Below are 20609 nucleotides of genomic sequence, written 5' to 3' on the forward strand. Positions count from 1 at the left end.
GCGGCTTACGCCCGCGTCAGCCGCCACGCGCGGTGGATGCGGGCGTTGCGCTCGAAATCCGGCGGAATGGTTTTCGCGCTGATGTCCTCGCAGCGCGCGAACTCGGCTACCGCATCCTCGTCCAGCTTGAAGCGGCGGAAGTTGTTGCTGAAGTACAGCACGCCGCCCGGCGCCAGGCGGGCGACCGCCGCGCGCAGCAGGCGCACCTGCTCCTTCTGCACGTCGAAGTCGTCGGCACGGGCGGAATTGGAGAATGTCGGCGGGTCGCAGAAGACCAGGTCGTACTCGCCCTGCTCCGCTTCCAGCCAACGCATGGCATCCGCCTGCACCAGACGATGCTTTGAACCGCCAAGGCCGTTCTCGGCCAGGTTGTCAGCGCACCACTGCAGGTAGGTCGCGGAAAGGTCGACGCTGGTCGTGGTCGCCGCGCCTGCCACCGCCGCCTGCACGCTGGCCACGCCGGTGTAGCAGAACAGGTTGAGGAAGCGCTTGCCACGCGATTCCTGCGCCATGCGCCAACGCAGCGGGCGGTGGTCGAGGAACAGGCCCGTGTCCAGGTAATCGAACAGGTTCACCCGCAGCAGCGCACCGGATTCGCGCACCACGACGAATTCGTCCCGCTGCTGCATGCGGCCGTACTTCGCGCCGCCCTTGCCGCGTTCGCGCGACTTCACCGCGATCTGCTCCTGCGGCACGCCGAACACCTCGCGCGTGGCCGCCAAAAGCTCGCTGAAACGGCGACGTACGTCGTGCTCGGGAATGGTGGCGGGCGCGGCGTATTCCTGCACGTGCAGGAAAGTCCGCGCCTCCCCGCCTTCCTCCGCATACACGTCGATGGCGGCGGCGTACTCGGGTAAGTCGGCATCGTAGACGCGGTAGCACGTGACGCCGTCGCGCGCGCGCCAGCTCTTGAACTTCTTCAGGTTCTTGCGCAGGCGGTTGGCCACCATCTGCGCGCCATCCGACAGCGGACGCGCCTCGCGCGGTTCGCGTGCGGGCACCGCGACCGGGTCGCAGACGATCAGGGCGCACTCGATCGCGCCGTTGAACAACTGGTACTTCTTGCCGGCGCGCAGGCCGGTGGCATACCCCAGCTCCGCATTGCCGCACAGCAGGCTGGCCCGCCATTGCGGCACCGCGCGCTGCAACGCATCCCCCAGCGCGCGATACAGCGCGGCGTCGGCTGCCAGGCGTTCATCGTAGGGGGGATTGCAGACCACCAGGCCGCGTGGTTCTTCGCGCACGGGCAATTGCGCCACGTCGCACGCCTCAAACTGCAACTGGCCGGCCAGGCCCGCGAGCACCGCGTTGTCCCGAGCGGCGCGGATCGACCCCAGGTCGACATCGCTGCCGAAGAAGGCCGGCCTGAGGGCCTTGCGTCCCTCGGATTCGCGCTGTACCGCGTCGGCGAAGAGGGCACGCCACGCCTCCGCATCGAAGCCCAGCCAGCGCGATGGCAACAGGCCGCCGTGCCGCTGCAGGCCGGGTGCGACGTCGGCCGCCATCAGCGCGCCTTCGATCAGCAGCGTGCCGCTGCCGCACATCGGGTCCAGCAACGCGCCCCCTTCGTGGTACAGCGCCGGCCAGCCGCCACGCATCAGCACGGCGGCCGCGAGGTTTTCCTTCAACGGCGCTTCGTTCTGTGCCTGCCGCCAACCCCGACGATGCATCGGCCCGCCACCCAGATCGATGGAGATCGTCGCGCGCCCCTTGCGCAGCGACAGATTGATGCGCACGTCGGGCTGTTCCACGTCCACCGAGGGCCGCTCCAGCCCCTGCTGGCGCAGGCGGTCGACCACCGCATCCTTGACGCGCTGCGCGGCGTAGCGCGCATGGGTGATGGCTTCGCCGGAGACGTGGGCATCGACCGCCAGCGTCAGCTCCGGCCGCGTGTGCTGCTCCCATGCAATCGCCATCACGCCGTCATACAGCGCCTGCTCGTCGAGGCACTCGAACTCGGCGATCGGCCACAGCACGCGGCTGGCCAGGCGCGACCACAGCACGGCGCGCTGGGCATCCAGCGGTTCGCCATCGGCATTCACGCCCGCAACGGTGGCAGTGGCCTTGGGCACGCCGAGCGCAAGCAGCTCGTCGGCGAGCAGGTATTCCAGGCCTTTGGCGCAGGAGACGAAGAACTTCAAGGGAAACCTCGGATATTGAGCGTCGTCATCCCCGCGAAAGCGGGGAACCATGTCGATGTTGCGTCCGACCTTGGCAGTGACAGCGCGAAGCAAGATGGATGATCCGCCGTTCGGCGGTTGAAAGCCCGGCATGCGCCGGAATGTCGGCAGGGAAAATCAAAGACCGGCGAGCAACTGCCCGAATGCTTCCGCCGACGCAGCCACGTGGTCCGACAACCGGTGCCCGTCGTTCACCAGCAGCAGGCGGGCGCGGCGCGCGTGCGCCCAGTCGACCACGGCCTGTGCGGGAATCAGTTCGTCATCCCACCCGTGGATGACGGAAACCGGCACCGCAGCGGCATCGAGTTCCGGTAGCGGACCCATGCTGATCGGCGGCGCCATCAGGAACAGGCCGCGCACCGGCACTTCGCGCGAGATGCGGCCGGCGATGTAGGCGCCGAGGCTGGAGCCGGCCAGCACCACGGGGCCGCGCGCGGCCGCCGCCTGTGCCAGGCCTCGCAGGCGATCCAGCCGCGCGACCACATCGCCCAGCGAGCTGACATCACGCCGCGCGTCCAGGTCCGTGTAGTCGGGACGTTCGTGGCTCCAACCCAGGCGTTCGGCGACATCCGCCAGCGCGGTGACCTTGGTGGCGTCGGGACCGCTCTCGAAGCCGTGCGACAGGATGCAGTGGCCGCGCATCACAGCGCTTCCACCGCGTCGCCGACGCGGAACGTGCCGCCCTCGACGATGCGCGCACACAGCCCGCCATGGCCGCGCATCGCGTTGTAGCCGCCAGGGCCCAGCGCATCTTCCATGCGCGAACACGGATCGCACTCCTCGGTGCCCTCGAACACCGCGTCGCCGATGCGGAAACGTCGCTCTTTCAGGGCGATCAGCGGAATGCCGGAGACGACCACGTTCCGCCGCAGCAGCGCGGGCGCCAGGTCCGGACGCTGCGCGAGCGCTGCGATCACCGGCAGGTGCTCGGCCTGGATCAGGGTGATGCCGCGCTTGCCGCTGCCGCCCTTGTAGCGGTCCCCGACCAGGCCAACGCCGGTGACGGCTTCGACGATCCCGGTGGCGACCATGACCTCATCGCGGGCCGGTCGCAGGCCGATCCACTCCACCTTGCCGGCACGCGGCAGGGTGGCCATGAGCTTGGCCAGCGGGGATTCGGGGTTGAGCGGCATGAGGAACCGGCTTGGCGGGGACGGCGGCCAGTTTACCGGACCGGGCTACGGCCCGCCCCCGCCTGCTAGCATCGGCGCATGAGCATCGAACGCCCCACTTTCGCCTGCATCGTCGATCCGCTGCCCTACGAGGAGAAGCTGGAAGCGCGCCCGCTGGCGCAGATCGACCTGGTGGTGGTCCACTGCACCGAACTGCCCGACCTGGCGATGGCCCGCGAGTACGGCGAACGCATTCTGCATGCCTCCGGCACCGGCAACAGCGGCCACTACTACATCGACCGGGACGGCAGCGTGCACGTCTACGTGCGGCCGGACCGCGTCGCCCACCATGTGCGCGGCTACAACCCGCGCTCGGTCGGCATCGAGCTGGTCAATACCGGACGCTATCCCGACTGGCTCGCCGTCGGCAGCCAGAAGATGGAAGAGCCCTACACCGACGCGCAGATCGACGCCCTGAAAGCGCTGCTGGAGCATCTGCGGCAGGAACTGCCCGCGCTGCGCTACATCGCCGGGCACGAGGAACTGGACACCGCGCGCGAACCCGCCAGCGACGACCCGGACGTCAGCGTGCCGCGCAAGATGGATCCCGGCCCGCTGTTCCCCTGGGATGCCGTGCTGCGCGCCACCCCGCTGGAGCGCCTGGTGCCCCACGCAGTGTAGGAGGGGCTTCAGCCCCGACGCTTTCGTCTGCACCCGGCGACAAGGCATCGGGGCTGAAGCCCCTCCTACAGGGTGATCGCTATAATTCGCCGGTCTTTGCCATAGGCGCCGCCCTTGTCCCCCGCCCCCGAACCCGTCGTCTCCGAACTGATCGAACTGCTGTCGCTGGAGCGGCTGGAAGACAACCTGTTCCGCGGCCAGAGTCGCGACATCGGCACCAAGTATGTCTTTGGCGGCCAGGTACTGGGCCAGGCGCTGTCGGCCGCACAGGCCACCGTGGATGGCAGCAGCGGCGAGCGCCGCGCGCATTCTCTGCATGCCTACTTCCTGCGTGCCGGCAACATCGAAGCCCCGATCGTCTACGAAGTGGACCGCACGCGTGATGGCGGCAGTTTCTCGGTGCGCCGGGTGACTGCCATCCAGCATGGCCGGGTGATCTTCTTCTGCGCCGCGTCGTTCCAGGCCGGGGAAGACGGCGCGGAACACCAATTGTCGATGCCGGAAGTCCCGCAGCCGGAAGACATCGCCAATGCCCCACCCGTGCCCGCGGACGTGATGGCCACCTTGCCGCCGAAGGTCCAGCGCTGGATGTCGCGGCGCGGGCCGTTCGAGTTCCGCCACGTCTATCCGCGCGATGAACTGAACCCGCCCAAGCGCCCGCCGTTCCAGCAGGTCTGGTTCCGCCTGAGCGAACCCGTGGGCGATTCGCCCGAACTGCATCGCGCGCTGCTCGCCTATGCCTCCGACTTCCAGTTGCTGGGCACAGCCACCTATCCGCACGGCATCAGCTACTACCAGCCCAACGTGCAGATGGCGTCGCTGGATCATGCACTGTGGTTCCATCGCCCGTTCCGCGCGGACGATTGGCTGCTGTATTCCATCGACAGTCCCAGTGCGAGCAGTTCGCGCGGCCTGGCGCGGGGACAGATCTTCGACCGCCAGGGCCGGCTGGTCGCCAGCACCGCGCAGGAAGGCCTGATCCGCGTGGTGCCGGACGCGGAAGCGGCGTCGGCCGTGCCGGCGAAGGACTGAGGGCGCACGCATGCGGCAAGTGTTCTCCAGCCAGCGGATCGAGACCGTCGAAGGCGTGGCCAAGATGCTGACCGAGGCGGGCATTCCCGTCTTCATCAGCAACGGCCGCTCCTACCAGAGCAAGCGCGGCGGACAATTCAGCTATACCGAACCGGTGAAGGCGCAGCTGCAGCCCGCGCTGTGGGTACGCCATGCCGAAGACCAGCCACGCGCCCGCGCCCTGCTGCGCGAAGCCGGCCTGCTGGAGACCACGCGTCCGGGCCAGGGGCCCACGCTGACGTTCCGCACCGACCAGGAAGCCGACGCCGCGCCGCGGCGGTCGTGGGCCTGGCGCATCCGCCTGGTCCTGCTGGCGTTGATCGCCCTCGCTGCGGCCGTGATGTGGATGCGGCGCCCCGTGCCTGTGCCTGTGCCTGCGCCCGCGCCGGTACCGCAACCGCAGGAAACGCCCGCCCCCGCACCGGCCGATGCAGCGCCGGAAGAAGACCGCATCCGCATCCAGCCCGCCACCGGCGGCTGAGCCCGGCACCTGCAGTGCCGGTTCCGGTCACATCCGTCGCACCGGTCCGTCAGGGTCATCAGCCCCTCCGATGACCCTGACCCGATGAATGCCCTTGCCCTCGACCTGATGCTGCAGACCGAACTGCCCGCTGCCGCGCGCGGCAGCCACGAAGCCTACGGCCGCATCGTCAACGCCTGCCAGAACACCGTCACCGCGATTGCCCTGGCGATCACCCGCGACGTGCAGGCCAGCGAAGACATCGCGCAGGAGGCCTTCCTCAAGGCCTGGCAGCAGCTCGACAAGCTCAAGAACACCGCCAGTTTCCTGCCCTGGCTGCGCCAGATCACCCGCAACCTGGCTCGCGACTGGCTGCGTGCGCAGCACGGCCGCCCGTTGTCCGGCGAAGCGGCCGAGATCGCCATCGGCATGGCCGCCGATCCTGACCCTTCGCCGTCGGAGCGCCTGTTGCAGACGGAGGAGGAAATCGCTGCCACCGAGATCATTTCCGCACTGCCGGAGGACAGTCGCGAAACCCTCCTGCTGTTCTATCGCGAAGGCCAGAGTTCGCAGCAGGTAGCCGAGCTGCTGGGCCTCAGCGATGCCGCCGTGCGCAAGCGCCTGTCGCGCGCCCGCGCCTGCGTACGCGAAGAATTGCTGAAGCGCTTCAGCGACTTCGCGCGCACCACGGCGCCCGGTGCAGCCTTCACCATGATCGTGTTGGGTGGACTGGTCGGCGCAGTGCCAGCGGCAAGCGCAGCGACAGTCATCGGCTCCGGCGTACTCGGCACCGGACTGGTGGGCAAGCTGGGCACGGGCGGCCTGACCACGGGCGGCATCACCGGCGGCGTGGCCGGCGGCTCGCTGGGCGTGATCTTCGAACAGATCACCCAGCACCCGGCCGCCCTCGGCGGTGTCCTGGGCGGCGTGATCGGTGGCCTGGTCGGCTATGCCTTCACCTGGTGGTATCTCGCGCGCTTCTGCCAGACCGCGCAGGAACGCCAGCAGGTACGCCGCTTCATGGCCCTCAATGCGACCTCCGGCTCGGTGTGGCTGTTCTGTCTCATGCTGGCGACGGTCATCGCGACCGGCTGGGTGGCGATCGGCCTGGTCACGCTGGCGGGCCTGTGCGTGATCAACTACCAGTACCTGGTCACCCTGCCCCGGATCATGGATCCGATCCTCGCCCATCCGGCCAACACGCAACGGCGGCGCGGCTACGACTACGTGATCGGCAGGAAGGCCGTGGCGTTGACCAGCGTGCTCGCTATCGGCGCCATCCTGTATGCGCTGATCGACAGCGGGCGACTGCCCCTGTAGTTCCCCGGCCCTCGCGCACGGGTCACACTCTGCTTCGCCGGTCGTCGTGCCTGCATGACCATGAAGAAGCGGAGACATGATGGACGCCCTGGCGATCGAACTTTCCCTGCGTGAGACATTGCCGGCGGCCGCGCGCGGCGACCATGCGGCGTACGGCCGCGTGGTGGCGATGTGCCAGAACGCCATCACCGGCATTGCGCTGGCGATCACGCGCGATGTACAGGCCAGCGAGGACATCGCGCAGGAGGCGTTCCTGAAAGGGTGGCGGCAGTTGGCCACGCTGAAGAACCCGGACAGCTTCCTGCCCTGGCTGCGCGAGATCACCCGCAACCTGGCGCGCGACCATCTGCGCGCGCAGCGACGGCGTCCGATGACGGGCGGTACGGCGGAACTGGCATTGACGCTCGCCGCCGACACCGCGCCCACGCCGGCCGAGACGCTGTTGCAGACCGAACAGGAACAGGCCGCGCGCGAGGTCATCGCGGCCTTGCCGGAAGACAGTCGCGAAGTGCTGCTGCTCTACTATCGCGAAGGCCAGCGCTCGCATCAGGTCGCCCGTTTGCTGGGCATCACCGACGCCGCCGTGCGCAAGCGCCTGTCGCGTGCGCGCCAGTACGTGCGCGAAGACCTGATGACGCGCTTCGCCGAGTTCGCGCACACGTCGGCGCCGTCGGCGGCGTTCGCCAGCGGAGTGTTGGGCATGCTGGCCGTTGCTGCACCGCCCACCGCGGGGGCCGCTGTACTCGGCACTGGCGGTGCGGTTGCAGGCAAGGGATTGCTGAAGCTGCTGGGCGGATCGGCAGGCGTCGCGGCGCTGGGAACATTCATCGGTATCAGTGCGGTGTGGTTCGGCATCCGCAAGCCACTGAAGGATCCTCTGGATGCCCAGGAACGACGCGACCTGGTCCGCTACGGCGTGTTCTGCACCCTGCTGATCGCGGGCTTCGTCGCGGGCATCATCGCCCTGGCACAGGTGCGCGGATGGGTACCGCACCTGGGGGTAACCCTGGTCTACATCGGCGGCATCTGCTGGGCCAGCGGGCATTGGCTGCCGCGCATCCTGAAGCGCCGCCAGGACCGGGACCTGCAACGCGACCCGGAAGGCATGCGCCGGCAGGTGCAGCGCCAGCGCTTCTGGCGGATGTGGGGTCTCGTGCTGGCTGTTGGCCTGGCGCTGACCGGACTGTTCACGGGACTGATCATGTCGGGCCGCCTCTCTTTCTGACGACCCGGTACGCACGCACCCGGAAACCCGCGTGCGTGCGTGGTGCTCAGCGTCGGGAAGGCTTACCGGCGACCAGCTCTTCCCGGGACAGGGCGCCATCCTTGTTGGCGTCCAGCGCATCGAAACGGCTGGCCAGACGAGCGTTGTCCTTCACTTCTTCACGCGACAGGCTCCCATCCCTGTCCTTGTCCGCAGCGGCGAAGCGCTCATCCATGCGGGCCTGCACGCGCTGCTGGAACTCGGTGCGACGCTGCACGTCCGCCTGGTCGATCTCCGCACGGGTCAGCTTGCCGTCCTTGTCGGCATCGGCCTTGGTGAACCATTCGTCGCGGCGTTGCTTGCCGCGCGCTTCACGATCGGCGCGGTCGATCACGCCATCCCTGTTCGCATCCATCGTGTCGAAGCGTTCGGCGAAACGTGGCTGCGCTGCGGCTTCGGCACGGCTGACCTTGCCGTCGCCATCGGTATCCAGCTTCCTGAAGCCATCGCCGTGACGCGATCCGCCATGGCGACCATGTCCGCGCATTCCCTTGTGCTGCGGACGTTCGTCGGCAGTCAGCTTGCCATCGCCGTTCTTGTCCAGATCGGCGAAACGCTCGGCCAGGCGCGGATGCGCCGCCGCTTCAGCCTTGTCGATGGCGCCATCGGCATTCTTGTCCAGGCTCGCGCGCGCCGGCTTCTGCGCGTCGCCGGCCTGTGTGGCGGCCAGCGCGGAGCCGGCGCCAAGGGCGGCCAGCACGGCCACGAAAAGCAGGGTCTTGCGGTTCATCATGTTCTCCTGGAGACGCGGCGCCGGTTGCGCCACTGACACCGAAAACGCGCTGATGCTGCCCGCGTTGACGCGCCGACGGCCGCGTTCAGCCAGCGGACGGTCGCGGTCCACGCGACACCGGCGCCGCAGTATGCTGACCGCATGCCTGCCCCACTCGCCCGCGCCCTCTCCATCTTCGGCCACCCGATGCTGGTGTTGCCGATGGCGGTGCTCGCCATCGCGCTGGCGCAGGGGGACCGCCGTACAGCCGCGTGGTCGGCACTGGGCTTCGGCGCATTCGCTGCGCTGGTAATGGGCTTCTCCTGGTGGCAGGTCCGTCGTGGGCGTTGGGGGCACGTGGACGCCAGTGCGCGGCATGAGCGCAGCGCCTTGAATCGCTTCCTGCTGATCGCACTGACGGCTGGCGCCGTGCTGGTCGCATGGCGCGGGGCTCAACCGTTGCTTGCGCTCGGGCTGGCATTGTCGGCGTTCATGATCCTGGCGGCCATGCTCGCGGCGCGCTGGTGCAAGCTCTCCCTGCACCTCGCATTCGCGGTGTTCGCCGCGCTCCTGCTGCACAAGGTGGGAACACTGTGGATGGTCATCGCCCTGCTGTTCGCCACCGCCATCGCATGGTCGCGCCTGGCCCTGGAACGCCACACGCGTCGCGACCTGCTTGCAGGCGCGGTGGTTGGCGCAATGGCGGGCCTTGCGTTCTGGCCGCTGGCCGCGCGCTGGGGAGGATGACGTGGGCGAGAACAACCAGCCTATCGACGACCTGCGCCTGTTCCATACCGGAGAGCATCCCTGCGGATACTGGCCCGACCGCGTCGCGCGCGACCTGGTGCTGGACCCGCGCGACCCGCGCCTGCCGCAGTTGTATCCGGATGCGCTGGGCTGGGGCTTCCGTCGCTCGGGCGATATCGTCTACCGCCCGCACTGCCGGCAATGCCGTGCCTGCGTGGCGGTGCGGATCCCGGTGGCCGACTTCGCCCCGGACCGCAGCCAGCGCCGCTGCGCCGCGCGCAACACGCGCGTGGAGACACGGATCGTCGCCGCGTTGCGTGGCGAGGAACACCTGGCCCTCTACCGGCGTTATCTGGCCGCCCGCCATCCGCTGGGCGGCATGGACGACCACGGGGCGACGGAGTTCGACCAGTTCCTGGTGGGCAGCTGGTCACGTGGCCGTTTCGTGGAGTTGCGCGAGGACGGCCAGCTGCTCGCGGTGGCGGTGACCGATGTCATCCCGGGCGCACTGTCGGCGGTCTACACCTTCTACGACCCTGCGCTGGAAGCGCGCAGCCTGGGTACGCTGGCGATCCTGCGGCAGATCGAATGGGCTCGGCGGGATGGCTACACGCACCTTTACCTGGGTTACTGGATAGAGGGCCACCGCAAGATGGACTACAAGCGCCGCTTCGCTCCGCTGGAATGCTTCGACGGGCGTGGCTGGGTTCGCACGCATCTGTGAGTCGAGAGGCCGCGTTCGTGCGCGGAGTGTGGGACGTAAATGTGAATAGCAACTTCGTGATGAAGTGCACAGAATGTGCCACCGGCGCGATCGGCGTCGGCGCGGGAATCAAGACATCCACTCATCCGTTCGGAGCTTTCATGAAGTTCAACCTCCTTGCCCTTGCGGCACTGACCACCTTGGCCCTGTCGGCCTGCAAACCCGCCGACGAGGCGACTCCCCCGGCGGATGCTCCCATGGTAGAGGCGCCGGCTGCTGCCGATGCGGCCATCGCCACGTCCGACACGGTCGATGCCGGCACCGGCGTCGCCGAATGCGACCAGTACCTCGAAAAGGTCTACGCCTGCATCAGCGACAAGGTGCCGGAAGCGCAGCGCGACATGATGAAGCAAGGCATCGAGCAGTCGAAGGCCAGCTGGGCCGCCGTCACCGACAAGACGGCACTGGCCGCCCAGTGCAAGACCGCGATGGACCAGGCCAAGACCGCGTACGCAGCGATGGGCTGTTCGTTCTGACGTTCCACCGGGCCGACCTCGTCGCTGGCCCGCGGCGCCCCGGTCTCCCGGGGCGCTTTTTTTACGCCTGTCACAGCGGCATGACAGAATCCACGCATGCGCACCCTCTTCCTCCTGCTCACGATGACGCTCGCTGCCTGCCACTCACTCAAGAAGCCAGGCGAGCCTGCCGGCCGGCAGGTCGTGACGATGCGCGTGGCGACCTACAACACGTCGCTGTTCTCCGATGACGCAGGTGGCGTGATCAGGCAACTGGAAGGCGACGACGCGCATGCGCGCAAGATCGCCGCCGTGCTGCAGAAGGTGCGCCCCGACCTGGTGCTGCTCAACGAGTTCGACTACGACGACGCACACCGCGCCGCCGACCTGTTCCAGCAGCGCTATCTGGATGTCGCCCAGCCCGGCGGCGGCGATCCGCTGCACTACGCCTACCGGTATCTCGCGCCAGTCAACACCGGCGTACCCAGCGGCCTGGACCTGGACCGCAATGGCAGTGTCGGCAGCACGGGACGCGAGCGCGGCAACGATGCCTGGGGCTACGGGCTGCACCCCGGCCAGTACGGCATGCTGGTGCTGTCGCGCTTCCCGATCGACGAAGCGCAGGTACGCACGTTCCAGCTGTTGCGGTGGAGCGCGGTGCCCGGTGCCAGCAACCCCGTCGACCCGACGACACACGAACCTTTCTACACCGACGCCGTCTGGAAGCAGTTGCGCCTGTCGTCGAAATCGCACTGGGACGTGCCGGTTCGCATACAGGACGGCGTGGTGCATTTCCTGGTTTCGCACCCGACGCCGCCCGTGTTCGATGGCCCGGAGAACCGCAACGGGCTGCGCAATGCCGACGAAATCCGGCTGTGGCGCGAATACCTGGGCGCGAGCGATGTCCCGTGGCTCTGCGACGACCAGGGGCGATGCGGGGGACTTGCCGCCGACGCGCGCTTCGTCATTGCAGGCGACCTCAACAACGATCCCGCCGATGGCGACGGCCACCACGAAGCCATCATCGAGCTTCTAGAACACCCGCGCGTGATGCGCATGGCCACGCCCCGCAGCGAAGGCGGCGAAGAAGTCGCGCTCGCCTACGCGGCGAAGGGCTTGCAGCGCCATGGCGCACCCGCGCATGTCACGGGTGATTTCGGGCGCCGGAACGGCGCGCTGCGCCTGGACTACGTGCTGCCGTCCACCGGTTTCGCGTTGACGGGCAGCGGCGTGTTCTGGCCGAAGAAGGACCACCCGGACGCCGCCATCGCCGATGGCAGCGATCATCATCTGGTGTGGGTGGACCTGGCCCTCTAGGGCGGAGCGCCGCGGCGCGACTTATGCCGCCCCCACAGCCGGCGCCGCGATCCGTGGGCCGAAGCCGAAGACGGCCTCGTTCTGCGCCGACACGATCATCCGGATCATGCTGCCCGGTACCATCAGCTCCACCTGCACGTCATGGCCTTCGGCATCCTTGCCCACCAGGGTCATTTCGGTGAAGGCGCCGCCGGTATCGATCTCCTTGCAGAAGATGTGCGGGCCTTCGGGCTGGTTGGTCAGATAGGGTTTGATCGCTTCACCCAGTGCTTCCAGCGCCTGCGGGAAGAAGAACACGGCGTAGCCGGTATTTCCGTTCATGGCGCGCGCCTCATTCCAGTTCGATGGTGATGGCTTCGGCGGCCGCGCGCGCTGCCGCCCGCGCAGTCTCGATGCTGTCCGCACGCGCCAGCGTCACGCCCACGCGGCGATGTCCTTCCACACGCGGCTTGCCGAACAGGCGCAGCGCGGTATCAGGCGCGGCCAGCGCGCCTTCCACGTTGCCGAACAGCGGCACGCCGCAGCCATGCGCCAGCATCGCGCATGAGGCGGACGGCCCGCTCTGGCGGATGACCGGAATAGGCAGGCCCAGGATCGCGCGTGCATGCAGCGCGAACTCCGACAATGCCTGCGACACCAGCGTGACCAGCCCGGTGTCGTGCGGACGCGGCGACACTTCGCTGAACCACACATCGTCGCCCTTGACGAACAACTCCACCCCGAACAGGCCCCAGCCGCCCAGGTCGTCGGTCACGGCCCGCGCGATCTGCTGCGACCGCTCCAGCGCGCGCGCCGTCATCGGCTGCGGCTGCCAGCTCTCGCGGTAATCGCCATCCTTCTGCCAGTGGCCGATCGGGTCGCAGAACGCGGTGCCGCCGGCGTGGCGCACCGTCAGCAGGGTGATCTCGTAGTCGAAATCGATGAAGCCCTCGACGATGCAGCGACCGGCACCGGCGCGACCGCCGGTCTGGGCATAGTCCCAGGCCGTGTCGATGTCCGCCTCGCCGCGCAGCGTGCTCTGGCCCTTGCCTGACGACGACATGACCGGCTTGACCACGCACGGCAGGCCGATGGCCTTCACCGCATCGCGATACTCCTCGAACGTATCCACGAAGCGATAGGGCGATGTCGGCAGGCCGAGGGTTTCCGCCGCCAGCCGACGGATGCCTTCGCGATCCATCGTCAGCCGTGCGGCGCGCGCGGTGGGAATGACCCGTGCAGCGCCTTCGGCTTCCAGTTCCACCAGCGTCTGGGTATGGATGGCCTCGATCTCGGGCACCACCAGGTGGGGTTCTTCCCGCGCGATCAGTGCGCGGATCGCCGCCGGGTCCAGCATGTCCAGCACGTGCGAGCGGTGTGCCACCTGCATGGCCGGGGCATCGGCATAGCGGTCGGCGGCGATTACCTCCACGCCCAGTCGCTGTAGCTCGATGGCCACTTCCTTGCCCAGCTCGCCGGACCCCAGCAGCAGGACGCGGGTGGCGTGGGGCGTAAGCGGGGTGCCGAGGGTCGTCATGCGCGGTGGTCCGTGGAAAGAGGGCGCCAGTTTACCGGGCGGGCCGACGGACGGCGGATGCAGCTCGTTGACATCTGATATCAAATTGATATCTTTAAGTCTCCAACAAGGGGATGTGCCATGAGAGAGAACGCCAAGTCGTCGCTGCCCGGAATTCCGGTCCTGCTGGGAGTCCTGCTGCTGGCCTTGGGAGCCGCCGCCATCTTCATCACGGCCGCCGCCAACAAGCAGCCTGCCGGCCTGTTGCTGGGTGCCCTGCTGGGGGCCACCGCCCTTTTCGTCATGGCGGGCCTGTACAAGCTGGAACCCAACCAGTCCGCCGTGCTCAGCCTGTTCGGCAAGTACGTGGGTACGGTGAAGGACAACGGCCTGCGCTGGAACAACGTCTTCTTCACCAAGAAGAAGATCTCCCTGCGCATCCGCAATTTCGAAAGCAGCCGCCTGAAGGTCAACGAGCTGGATGGCAGCCCGATCGAGATCGCGGCCGTGATCGTGTGGCAGGTCGTGGATTCGGCCGAAGCCGTGTTCAACGTGGACGACTACGAGAGCTTCGTGCACATCCAGTCCGAATCCGCGCTGCGTGCGATGGCCTCCAGCTATCCCTACGACCAGCACGAGGATGGCCAGATCGCGTTGCGCAGCCACCCGCAGGAGATCTCGCAGCACCTGCAGGAACAGATCGCCGAGCGCCTGGGCAGGGCCGGCGTGGACGTGATCGAAGCCCGCATCAGCCATCTGGCCTATGCACCCGAGATCGCCCAGGCGATGTTGCAGCGGCAGCAGGCCAACGCGGTGATCGCAGCCCGTACGCGCATCGTGGCCGGCGCCGTCGGCATGGTCGAAATGGCCCTGGCCGAATTGCAGAAGAACGATGTGGTGAAGCTGGACGAGGAGCGCAAGGCGCAGATGGTCAGCAACCTGCTGGTCGTGCTGTGCGGCGAGCGCGGCACCCAGCCTATCGTCAACACCGGCTCCATCTACTGACACGGGCGCGCGCGCATGAACGCCCTCGTTCCGCTGGTCCTCGCCATCTCCGGCCTGCCCGCCCTGCTCATCGGCGCATGGATGAGCCGCGGACCCGATGCCCGCTCGCGCGGCATGGCCGTGCACTGGGTGCTGGTGGGACTGGCGATCCAGGCCGGCGCCGTGGGCGTGTACTGGGCCGGCGATGACAACGGCCGGGTACACGCCATCGTGATCGCGCTGGTCGTGCTGGTGAATGCGCTGATCGTGTCGATGCTGCTGCAGCTGCGCCGCAACAGGAACAACCCGTGAGCGAGAAGCAGGACAAGAAGGCCTATCCGCTGCGCATCAATGCCGAGGTCCTGGCCGCGGCGCAGCGCTGGGCGGACGACGAACTGCGATCGCTCAATGCCCAGATCGAATACGTGCTGCGCGATGCATTGCGCAAGTCTGGACGGTTGCCGAAGGGCGATGCGTCCGCCAACACCAGGAAGGAATCGCCATGAACCACCGCTGGAGCCACAAGGTCGTCGAGGTTCCGTACAAGATGTTCGCCGGCAAGCTCACCGACCGCATCCAGCAGGAGCTGGACAAGATGAGCGCGCAAGGATGGGAGCTGGTCAGCACGCTCTTCATCGAGCACGAAGTCTCGGTGCGCCTGTTCTTCCGGAAGCCGGCCTGAGCACCGACGCCGTGGCCGGGCTCGTTCGACGGATCAAGCGCATCTGGGTCGCGCTGGGGCTGGCAGCCACTGTCGTGTTCACCGTCTGGTGCCTGCTCGCGTACCGTGCGAATGCGGACGGTCGCCGCGCCTCCCTGACCGACGATCGTGTTGTCGTGGTGCACGGCGATGGCCGTTGGGAGTTCAGGCCACGTGCCACATCGCTGCATGCGACGGGACTGCTGTTCTTCTCCGGCGCACTGGTCGACCCTCGCGCCTACGCCCGACTGGCCCGGAATGCCGCCGAAGCCGGCTATCCCGCCGCCGTCATCGAACTGCCGCGCCGCGGCGCTCTGGGGGGCGCGGAAGGGTCGCCCGTCCTGGAGCGGGGCCGCGCCGCCATGGCGGCCATGTCCGCGGTACGTTGCTGGGTCATCGGCGGGCATTCGCGCGGAGGCGAAGTGGCATCGCGCCATGTCCTCGCACATCCCGAACGCAGCACGGCGCTGCTGCTCGTGGCCACTTCGCATCCTCGCGATGCGGACCTGTCTGCCTTGCAGCTGCCGGTCACCAAGCTCGTGGGCGGACGCGATGGCCTGGCCACGCCCGCGCGCGTCGCACGCAACCGGCACCTGCTGCCGTCCGATACACGCTGGATTGAAATCGAGGGCGGCAACCATTCGCAGTTCGGCGACTATGGATTCCAGCCTGGCGATGGTGTCGCGCGCGTGTCACGTCAGGTCCAGCAGCAGCGACTGAGCGAAGAAGCCCTGCGGCTGCTGGCCACCGCCGACACCCTCCACGCCTGCATTCCCTCCGCCGACGCGCACTAGGAACCCCATGCACCAGAAGCAGGAATTCGACGTCGCCCCGCTGTCCTCCCACGTCGCCTGGTGGCTGTGGCTGCCGGTGCTTGCCGCGATCGGCGCGGTAATCGTGGCGATGACGATGGAATCCCGTACACCGCCGCCCTCGGTGGCATGGCTGGCGGTGCCGTTCGTGCTGGCCGTCGGCGTGGTGCTCACCTTCGCTCTGCGGCGTCGCCGGATCGTGCTGGACAACCGCGAATTGCAGGTGCTCGCGACGTTCTACACCAGGAAGCTCACCGTGGAAGCCTTCGATCTCGACAGGGCACGCATACTGAGCCTGGAAGAACACACCGACCTGGCACCGATGCTGAAGACGAACGGTTTCAGCCTGCCGGGCTTCAAGGCCGGCCATTTCCGCTTGCGCAACCTCACCAGGGCGTTCTGCCTGGTCACCGACCGTACCCGTGTCCTGCTGCTGCCACAGCGGGATGGCGGCCTCCTGATGCTCAGCCCGACGCGCCCTGCCGATGTGCTGGCACGCCTGCGCGAACTGGCGGCCCCCACGCCGCGCCGCTAAGCTGCGGGCATGCACCGCCTGCCCGCCCGACCGCTGAAATCCATCCTGCTCAACACGGCGCAGATCGAACTATGGCCTGCCGACCTGCTGCGCGTGCGCAGCAACGCTGACGCGCGCGCTGTCGCGACGGCGCATACCGTATTGCGCCGCAAGCACGACGGCCGCTACCTGGCGGCGATCTCCCGCCGCGCCGTGCAACCGCTGGTGCCATGCCTTCGTCGGGAACCGGGGCTGGATGACGCGTGGGATGCGCTGGACAGACTCGAAGCAGGCACGCGCGGTTCTGATGCAAGTGCGCCGGGCTCGTTGCCACTGCATGCCCTGCAGGATCGACTCCACGCGCTGGGACTGGATGAGGGATACGGCGAACGCACGGGGTTGCCGCTGGTCGCGGAACCCGCGGCCCTCGCATTCGCCGGATTCGACCGCTACCGCCGGCCGCTGTGGTTGACCGCCGGCGCAGCCCGGGCCTGGCGCGCAATGCAGGCGGCTGCCGCGCGTGAGGGCATATCGCTGGATGCGATCTCCGGTTATCGCAGCCACGATTACCAGCTTGGGATCTTCGCGCGGAAGCGCGCGCGCGGGCAGACGGTGGACCAGATCCTTACCGTGAACGCGGCACCCGGATACAGCGAACACCACAGCGGCAATGCGCTCGACATCGGCGCGCCCGGCGAGCCGCCGGCCGAAGAGTCGTTCGAGCACACTGCCGCCTTCGCATGGCTGACCGGGCATGCCGGCGATTTCGGCTTTGTCTTGAGTTACCCGCGCGGCAATCCGCATGGCATCGTCTATGAGCCTTGGCATTGGTGTTTCGTGGGAGCGACCACCTCTTGACGGTATGGGCTCGCGGCGCACACGCTGGGCGCGGGTCAGCCGACGAATACCGCCGACGGCGGTAGAGGCGAAGGCGTCGTTCGGCCCCTTACGTCCCTGGAATCCAACCGGAAGGAAGCCATGAGCACACCCAACCCGTATGAAAGTCCCGCCGCGACGGTGGCCGATGCACGCCAGCCTCTCGATCGTGACCTGCCAGACGAAATCACGCGCCCGATAAAGCACGGCTGGGTCGCTGCATGCATCTCCGGCGCGATGACGTTGCTCGTGACCCTGGTTTCGCTGGGAGGTGCCGACCGTGAAATTGGTTACGACGCGTGGAATCTCGTCGATGTCGGCCTGATCGCACTGCTCGCGTTCGGCATCCACAAGCGCAGCCGCACGGCGGCCACGATCATGCTGCTCTATTTCGTGCTGTCGAAGATCCTGGTCATGGTCGAGACCGGCAAGCCCTCCGGGCTTGTGCTGGGCCTGGTGTTCGCCATCTTCTACTTCCGTGCGATGACGGCGACCTACCGTTACCACCGTTTCCTGCGGGACTGGAAACGCAACCCGCCAGCACCCAGGCGCTCGCTCAGCGAGGACCCCTTGTTCGCCGTAAAAGCCACCGACAGTAGCGCGCGCTGAGCGACTCCGAAGGCTCGCCTTTTCACAGGCGGGCAGGATCCCCGGTCAATCCTGCGAACGCTTCGTCGGCGCCTTCGCCTCGACACCGAAGTCCGCGATGCGCCACAGGTATTGCGCTGCGTAGGTGCGGTAAGGGCCCCATTTCTCACCGCGAGCCAGCAATTCCTTCGGCGTCGGCATGGCATCCAGCTTGTCGACGAACTGCGCGCCCTTGCGCACGCCAAGGTCGTCGATGGGCAGCACATCGGGCCGTCCCAGGCGGAACATCAGCATCATCTCCACCGTCCAGCGACCAATGCCGCGGATGGGCACCAGCGCGGCGACGATGTCGTCCTCATGCATGGTGGACATCTGCCGCAGCGTGGGGATTTCGCCCCGTTGCTCACGCGCCGCGAGATCGCGCAACGCCAGTGCCTTGTTGCCGGAAACCCCGCAGGCGCGCAGCGCGACGTCGTCGATCCGGCCCAGTGTGTCGAAGTGCAGGCGGGCACTGCCGATCGCCGCTTCCACGCGCCCCACGATGGTGGCGGCGGCCTTGCCGCTCAGCTGCTGGTACAGGATCGCCCTGGCCAGCGCATCGACGGGGTCGAAGGTCTTCTTCCATGTGGGCTGCGGTTCGATGTAGCCGATCCGCTTCATCCACGCACCCAGTCTGCGGTCGCGCCGGGTCAGATGGTCCCACGCATGTTCCGTATCGAAGCCGCGCGCGTGACGGGGCATGGCGTCAGCGCCGGACCGCGTCCAGCGCCCACAGCAACCAGCCCAGCATTAGGGTAATGCCGCCGGCCGGGGCGAGGCGCGTGCTCAGGCCACCCAGCGCGCCGCCCACCAGGCTGCCCGAAAAGAGCAGCGTGCCCAGCAGCAGCAGGCACAACGCCACTTTGCCCATGCGCCGCGTGGTGCCGGGCGCCAGCGCCGCCAAGGCAAGCCCATGCCCGAAAGCGAACAACGCTGCGGTCTGCAGGTGCGACTGCGCAAGTCCGGCACCCACGCCGTGCGAGGCATACGCCGACAGGCCGACAGCCGCAGCGGCGAACACGGCCCCGGAAAACGCGAGGAAAGAAGGCTTGCGTTGGCGACGGTCGTAATTCATGGGTGCTGCAGACCTCGTGGAAGGGCCGGCATCCTGCCAGGGGCGGAAAGAAGCGCGGAGATTCGTGCTCCCACAAACGCAACGCGCCGCATGAAGCGGCGCGTTGGCGTGGCACTCGTCATTGCGGACGATGGTCCGGGCAGCGTTACTGCTTGACCGCCCAATAGATGTCGAACTTGCCGCCGGCATCGAAGGAGCCATCGACACCCGACTTCCAGGACTCGTACGGACGATCGACCACTTCGTGGCCGGCGGTGACGGCCCAGGCGCGCAGCGCATTGCGCTGGTTGTCGAGCTCGGCCATGTAGCCGGTGTAGCTGGCGAACGCCGACTTGCGGGCTTCGGTACGAACGTACTCGACCGGTGCGCCCGAGGGGATGGTGACCTTCAACTCGCCTGCGGAAGCGACCGGCGCGGGTGCGGGCGCGGCGGCAGGTGCCGTTTCACCGGCGGCGGCATCAGCCTTCGGCGCCGCACTGCCCTTGCGGACCGGCTGCGCCACGTCGAACGCGTACTTCTCGGTGCCGAAGTCGGTGGTGATGATGCGCAGCGGACCGGCGGCGACCAGGCCGTTGGCATCCATCACGCGCTTGATCCACTCCTGGTTCTGCTTGATCGACGCCTTGATGGCGTCGTTGGTGCGGTCGATGTTGCCTGCGTTGACGACCAGCAGGTCTTCGGCGGGCACCTCGACGATTTTCAGGTCGGTCAGCGGGCTGCCTTCGGTGCGGTAGTCGAAGTTCGGCACGGTAGCCAGCATGTTGGTCAGCTTCGACAGGCCGGCCTTGACGGCGTCACCGACGTGGCGGCTCACGTACATGCCGGCATAGCGGCCGAGCAGGTTGAAGCCGTACTTCACCTCGTAGCTCTGGGTGATCTTCACGTTGCGGTTGTTCTTGCCGCTCGGCTCCAGCGTGAAGACGCTGCGCTTGTCGCTGCCCATGCGCTTGTCGGTGATCGCATACGTGATCTTGCCGGTGCCACCGCTCGGCGCCGGACGCTCGCTCTCGACGATTTCCCAGCTGCCCTGGCCCCAGCCCGCATTGGCGGAGTTGAAGTCCACCTTCGCGCCGACGCCGGAGTTGTCTTCCCCGCCCGAGTAGCTCAGTTCGTTGGCCGCGCTCGGGATCAGCGGGTTCCAGTCCTTCAGTCGACGCACGTTGTTCAGCGTGTCGAACACGATGGTCATGCGACGGTTGGTCTCGACGCTTTCCTGCAACTCGCGCGAGGACGGCAGGACCAGGCCGATCACCAGAAACAGCGCCAGAACCAGCGCCAACGCAATCACGAACTCGATCAAACGGGTCATTCAGGAGTCTCCGGGGGCCGGTGCCTCGGCCGTGAAAAAAATGCAACGCGCATCCTAGCAGGGTTGGCAGCCTTCGGGCAGCCCACCTGACACCGGTTGGCCGCCCTATTCCGGGGCGTATGGAAAGGAGCCTCG

26 protein-coding genes are annotated in these 20609 nt (G+C 67.6%); 17 read left to right on the forward strand and 9 right to left on the reverse strand.

The genetic code is table 11. The annotated features are described in order from the left end of the window. Positions 1 to 5: 5 nt before the first annotated feature. The 3 genes from rlmKL to AC3DET_RS02755 form a co-directional block, all read right to left on the reverse strand. A complete protein-coding gene (gene rlmKL, locus AC3DET_RS02745; protein ID WP_488390644.1) occupies positions 6 to 2141 on the reverse strand; it encodes a bifunctional 23S rRNA (guanine(2069)-N(7))-methyltransferase RlmK/23S rRNA (guanine(2445)-N(2))-methyltransferase RlmL in 2136 nt (711 codons plus the stop codon). 156 nt (positions 2142 to 2297) lie between these two features. Next, a complete protein-coding gene (locus AC3DET_RS02750) occupies positions 2298 to 2825 on the reverse strand; it encodes an alpha/beta hydrolase (RefSeq protein WP_337730204.1) in 528 nt (175 codons plus the stop codon). Next, a complete protein-coding gene (locus AC3DET_RS02755; protein ID WP_446537426.1) occupies positions 2822 to 3313 on the reverse strand; it encodes an MOSC domain-containing protein in 492 nt (163 codons plus the stop codon). The genes AC3DET_RS02750 and AC3DET_RS02755 overlap by 4 nt, the downstream gene beginning before the upstream one ends. A 78-nt stretch (positions 3314 to 3391) precedes the next feature. Between AC3DET_RS02755 and AC3DET_RS02760 the strand changes: the two genes are divergently transcribed. From AC3DET_RS02760 to AC3DET_RS02780, 5 genes are all read left to right on the forward strand, one after another. Then, complete coding sequence (locus tag AC3DET_RS02760) at positions 3392 to 3973, forward strand: N-acetylmuramoyl-L-alanine amidase (protein ID WP_488390645.1); 582 nt, start codon at positions 3392 to 3394, stop codon at positions 3971 to 3973. A 114-nt stretch (positions 3974 to 4087) separates the two neighbouring features. After that, positions 4088 to 5005, forward strand: coding sequence for an acyl-CoA thioesterase II (gene tesB, locus AC3DET_RS02765; protein WP_337730207.1), 918 nt, complete (start codon positions 4088 to 4090; stop codon positions 5003 to 5005). Between the two features lie 10 nt (positions 5006 to 5015). Then, complete coding sequence (locus tag AC3DET_RS02770; RefSeq protein WP_488390646.1) at positions 5016 to 5525, forward strand: putative signal transducing protein; 510 nt, start codon at positions 5016 to 5018, stop codon at positions 5523 to 5525. A gap of 84 nt (positions 5526 to 5609) precedes the next feature. Then, positions 5610 to 6824, forward strand: coding sequence for an RNA polymerase sigma factor (locus tag AC3DET_RS02775; protein ID WP_488390647.1), 1215 nt, complete (start codon positions 5610 to 5612; stop codon positions 6822 to 6824). Between the two features lie 79 nt (positions 6825 to 6903). After that, positions 6904 to 8049 carry an RNA polymerase sigma factor gene (locus AC3DET_RS02780; RefSeq protein WP_488391160.1) on the forward strand — a complete coding sequence of 382 codons (1146 nt, stop codon included), beginning with the start codon at positions 6904 to 6906 and terminating at the stop codon, positions 8047 to 8049. A 46-nt stretch (positions 8050 to 8095) separates the two neighbouring features. Here AC3DET_RS02780 and AC3DET_RS02785 read toward each other — a convergent pair whose 3' ends face one another. Further along, positions 8096 to 8821, reverse strand: coding sequence for an EF-hand domain-containing protein (locus AC3DET_RS02785; protein WP_488390648.1), 726 nt, complete (start codon positions 8819 to 8821; stop codon positions 8096 to 8098). Positions 8822 to 8962: 141 nt separating this feature from the next. On the opposite strand from AC3DET_RS02785, the gene AC3DET_RS02790 reads away from it, so the two are divergent. The 4 genes from AC3DET_RS02790 to AC3DET_RS02805 all read left to right on the forward strand — a co-directional run bounded on the left by AC3DET_RS02790 (position 8963) and on the right by AC3DET_RS02805 (position 12082). Then, positions 8963 to 9547 (forward strand): phosphatase PAP2 family protein, encoded by a 585-nt coding sequence (locus AC3DET_RS02790; RefSeq protein ID WP_446537431.1) that lies wholly within the window; start codon positions 8963 to 8965, stop codon positions 9545 to 9547. 1 nt (position 9548) lies between these two features. Beyond that, a complete protein-coding gene (locus AC3DET_RS02795; protein ID WP_488390649.1) occupies positions 9549 to 10271 on the forward strand; it encodes an arginyltransferase in 723 nt (240 codons plus the stop codon). A gap of 140 nt (positions 10272 to 10411) precedes the next feature. Next, a complete protein-coding gene (locus AC3DET_RS02800; protein WP_446537432.1) occupies positions 10412 to 10786 on the forward strand; it encodes a hypothetical protein in 375 nt (124 codons plus the stop codon). Between the two features lie 96 nt (positions 10787 to 10882). Next, a complete protein-coding gene (locus tag AC3DET_RS02805; RefSeq protein WP_488390650.1) occupies positions 10883 to 12082 on the forward strand; it encodes an endonuclease/exonuclease/phosphatase family protein in 1200 nt (399 codons plus the stop codon). A gap of 21 nt (positions 12083 to 12103) precedes the next feature. On the opposite strand, the gene AC3DET_RS02810 is transcribed toward AC3DET_RS02805, so the two are convergent. Together AC3DET_RS02810 and purT are read right to left on the reverse strand one after the other, a co-directional pair. Further along, a complete protein-coding gene (locus AC3DET_RS02810) occupies positions 12104 to 12403 on the reverse strand; it encodes a hypothetical protein (protein ID WP_337730214.1) in 300 nt (99 codons plus the stop codon). Between the two features lie 10 nt (positions 12404 to 12413). Further along, a complete protein-coding gene (purT, locus tag AC3DET_RS02815) occupies positions 12414 to 13598 on the reverse strand; it encodes a formate-dependent phosphoribosylglycinamide formyltransferase (protein WP_488390651.1) in 1185 nt (394 codons plus the stop codon). Positions 13599 to 13718: 120 nt separating this feature from the next. On the opposite strand from purT, the gene AC3DET_RS02820 reads away from it, so the two are divergent. The 8 genes from AC3DET_RS02820 (at position 13719) to AC3DET_RS02855 (ending at position 18072) form a co-directional block, all read left to right on the forward strand. Next, positions 13719 to 14582 (forward strand): SPFH domain-containing protein, encoded by an 864-nt coding sequence (locus tag AC3DET_RS02820; RefSeq protein ID WP_337730216.1) that lies wholly within the window; start codon positions 13719 to 13721, stop codon positions 14580 to 14582. Between the two features lie 15 nt (positions 14583 to 14597). Then, a complete protein-coding gene (locus AC3DET_RS02825) occupies positions 14598 to 14873 on the forward strand; it encodes a hypothetical protein (protein WP_488390652.1) in 276 nt (91 codons plus the stop codon). Next, entirely contained in the window at positions 14870 to 15067 is a 198-nt protein-coding gene (locus AC3DET_RS02830; RefSeq protein ID WP_298126394.1) for a type II toxin-antitoxin system antitoxin, read from the forward strand. The genes AC3DET_RS02825 and AC3DET_RS02830 overlap by 4 nt, the downstream gene beginning before the upstream one ends. Next, a complete protein-coding gene (locus AC3DET_RS02835) occupies positions 15064 to 15243 on the forward strand; it encodes a DUF4177 domain-containing protein (RefSeq protein WP_192200670.1) in 180 nt (59 codons plus the stop codon). Before AC3DET_RS02830 ends, AC3DET_RS02835 begins: the two co-directional genes overlap by 4 nt. Positions 15244 to 15254: 11 nt before the next feature. Continuing rightward, entirely contained in the window at positions 15255 to 16055 is an 801-nt protein-coding gene (locus AC3DET_RS02840; protein ID WP_488390653.1) for an alpha/beta hydrolase, read from the forward strand. Between the two features lie 7 nt (positions 16056 to 16062). Then, positions 16063 to 16608 carry a PH domain-containing protein gene (locus AC3DET_RS02845; RefSeq protein WP_488390654.1) on the forward strand — a complete coding sequence of 182 codons (546 nt, stop codon included), beginning with the start codon at positions 16063 to 16065 and terminating at the stop codon, positions 16606 to 16608. A 9-nt stretch (positions 16609 to 16617) separates the two neighbouring features. Continuing rightward, a complete protein-coding gene (locus AC3DET_RS02850) occupies positions 16618 to 17445 on the forward strand; it encodes a M15 family metallopeptidase (protein ID WP_488390655.1) in 828 nt (275 codons plus the stop codon). A gap of 120 nt (positions 17446 to 17565) precedes the next feature. After that, positions 17566 to 18072: a hypothetical protein gene (locus tag AC3DET_RS02855; RefSeq protein ID WP_488390656.1), complete on the forward strand. Its 507-nt coding sequence runs from the start codon at positions 17566 to 17568 to the stop codon at positions 18070 to 18072. Positions 18073 to 18117: 45 nt separating this feature from the next. On the opposite strand, the gene AC3DET_RS02860 is transcribed toward AC3DET_RS02855, so the two are convergent. The 3 genes from AC3DET_RS02860 to AC3DET_RS02870 all read right to left on the reverse strand — a co-directional run bounded on the left by AC3DET_RS02860 (position 18118) and on the right by AC3DET_RS02870 (position 20474). Continuing rightward, complete coding sequence (locus AC3DET_RS02860; protein WP_488390657.1) at positions 18118 to 18792, reverse strand: DNA-3-methyladenine glycosylase family protein; 675 nt, start codon at positions 18790 to 18792, stop codon at positions 18118 to 18120. A gap of 4 nt (positions 18793 to 18796) precedes the next feature. Continuing rightward, positions 18797 to 19165, reverse strand: a complete 369-nt coding sequence (locus AC3DET_RS02865; RefSeq protein WP_488390658.1) for a DUF423 domain-containing protein — start codon at positions 19163 to 19165, stop codon at positions 18797 to 18799. A gap of 145 nt (positions 19166 to 19310) precedes the next feature. After that, complete coding sequence (locus AC3DET_RS02870; RefSeq protein ID WP_488390659.1) at positions 19311 to 20474, reverse strand: polyketide cyclase; 1164 nt, start codon at positions 20472 to 20474, stop codon at positions 19311 to 19313. Positions 20475 to 20609 lie beyond the last annotated feature (135 nt).

Source organism: Pseudoxanthomonas sp. 97-1-1 (genome assembly GCF_057773125.1).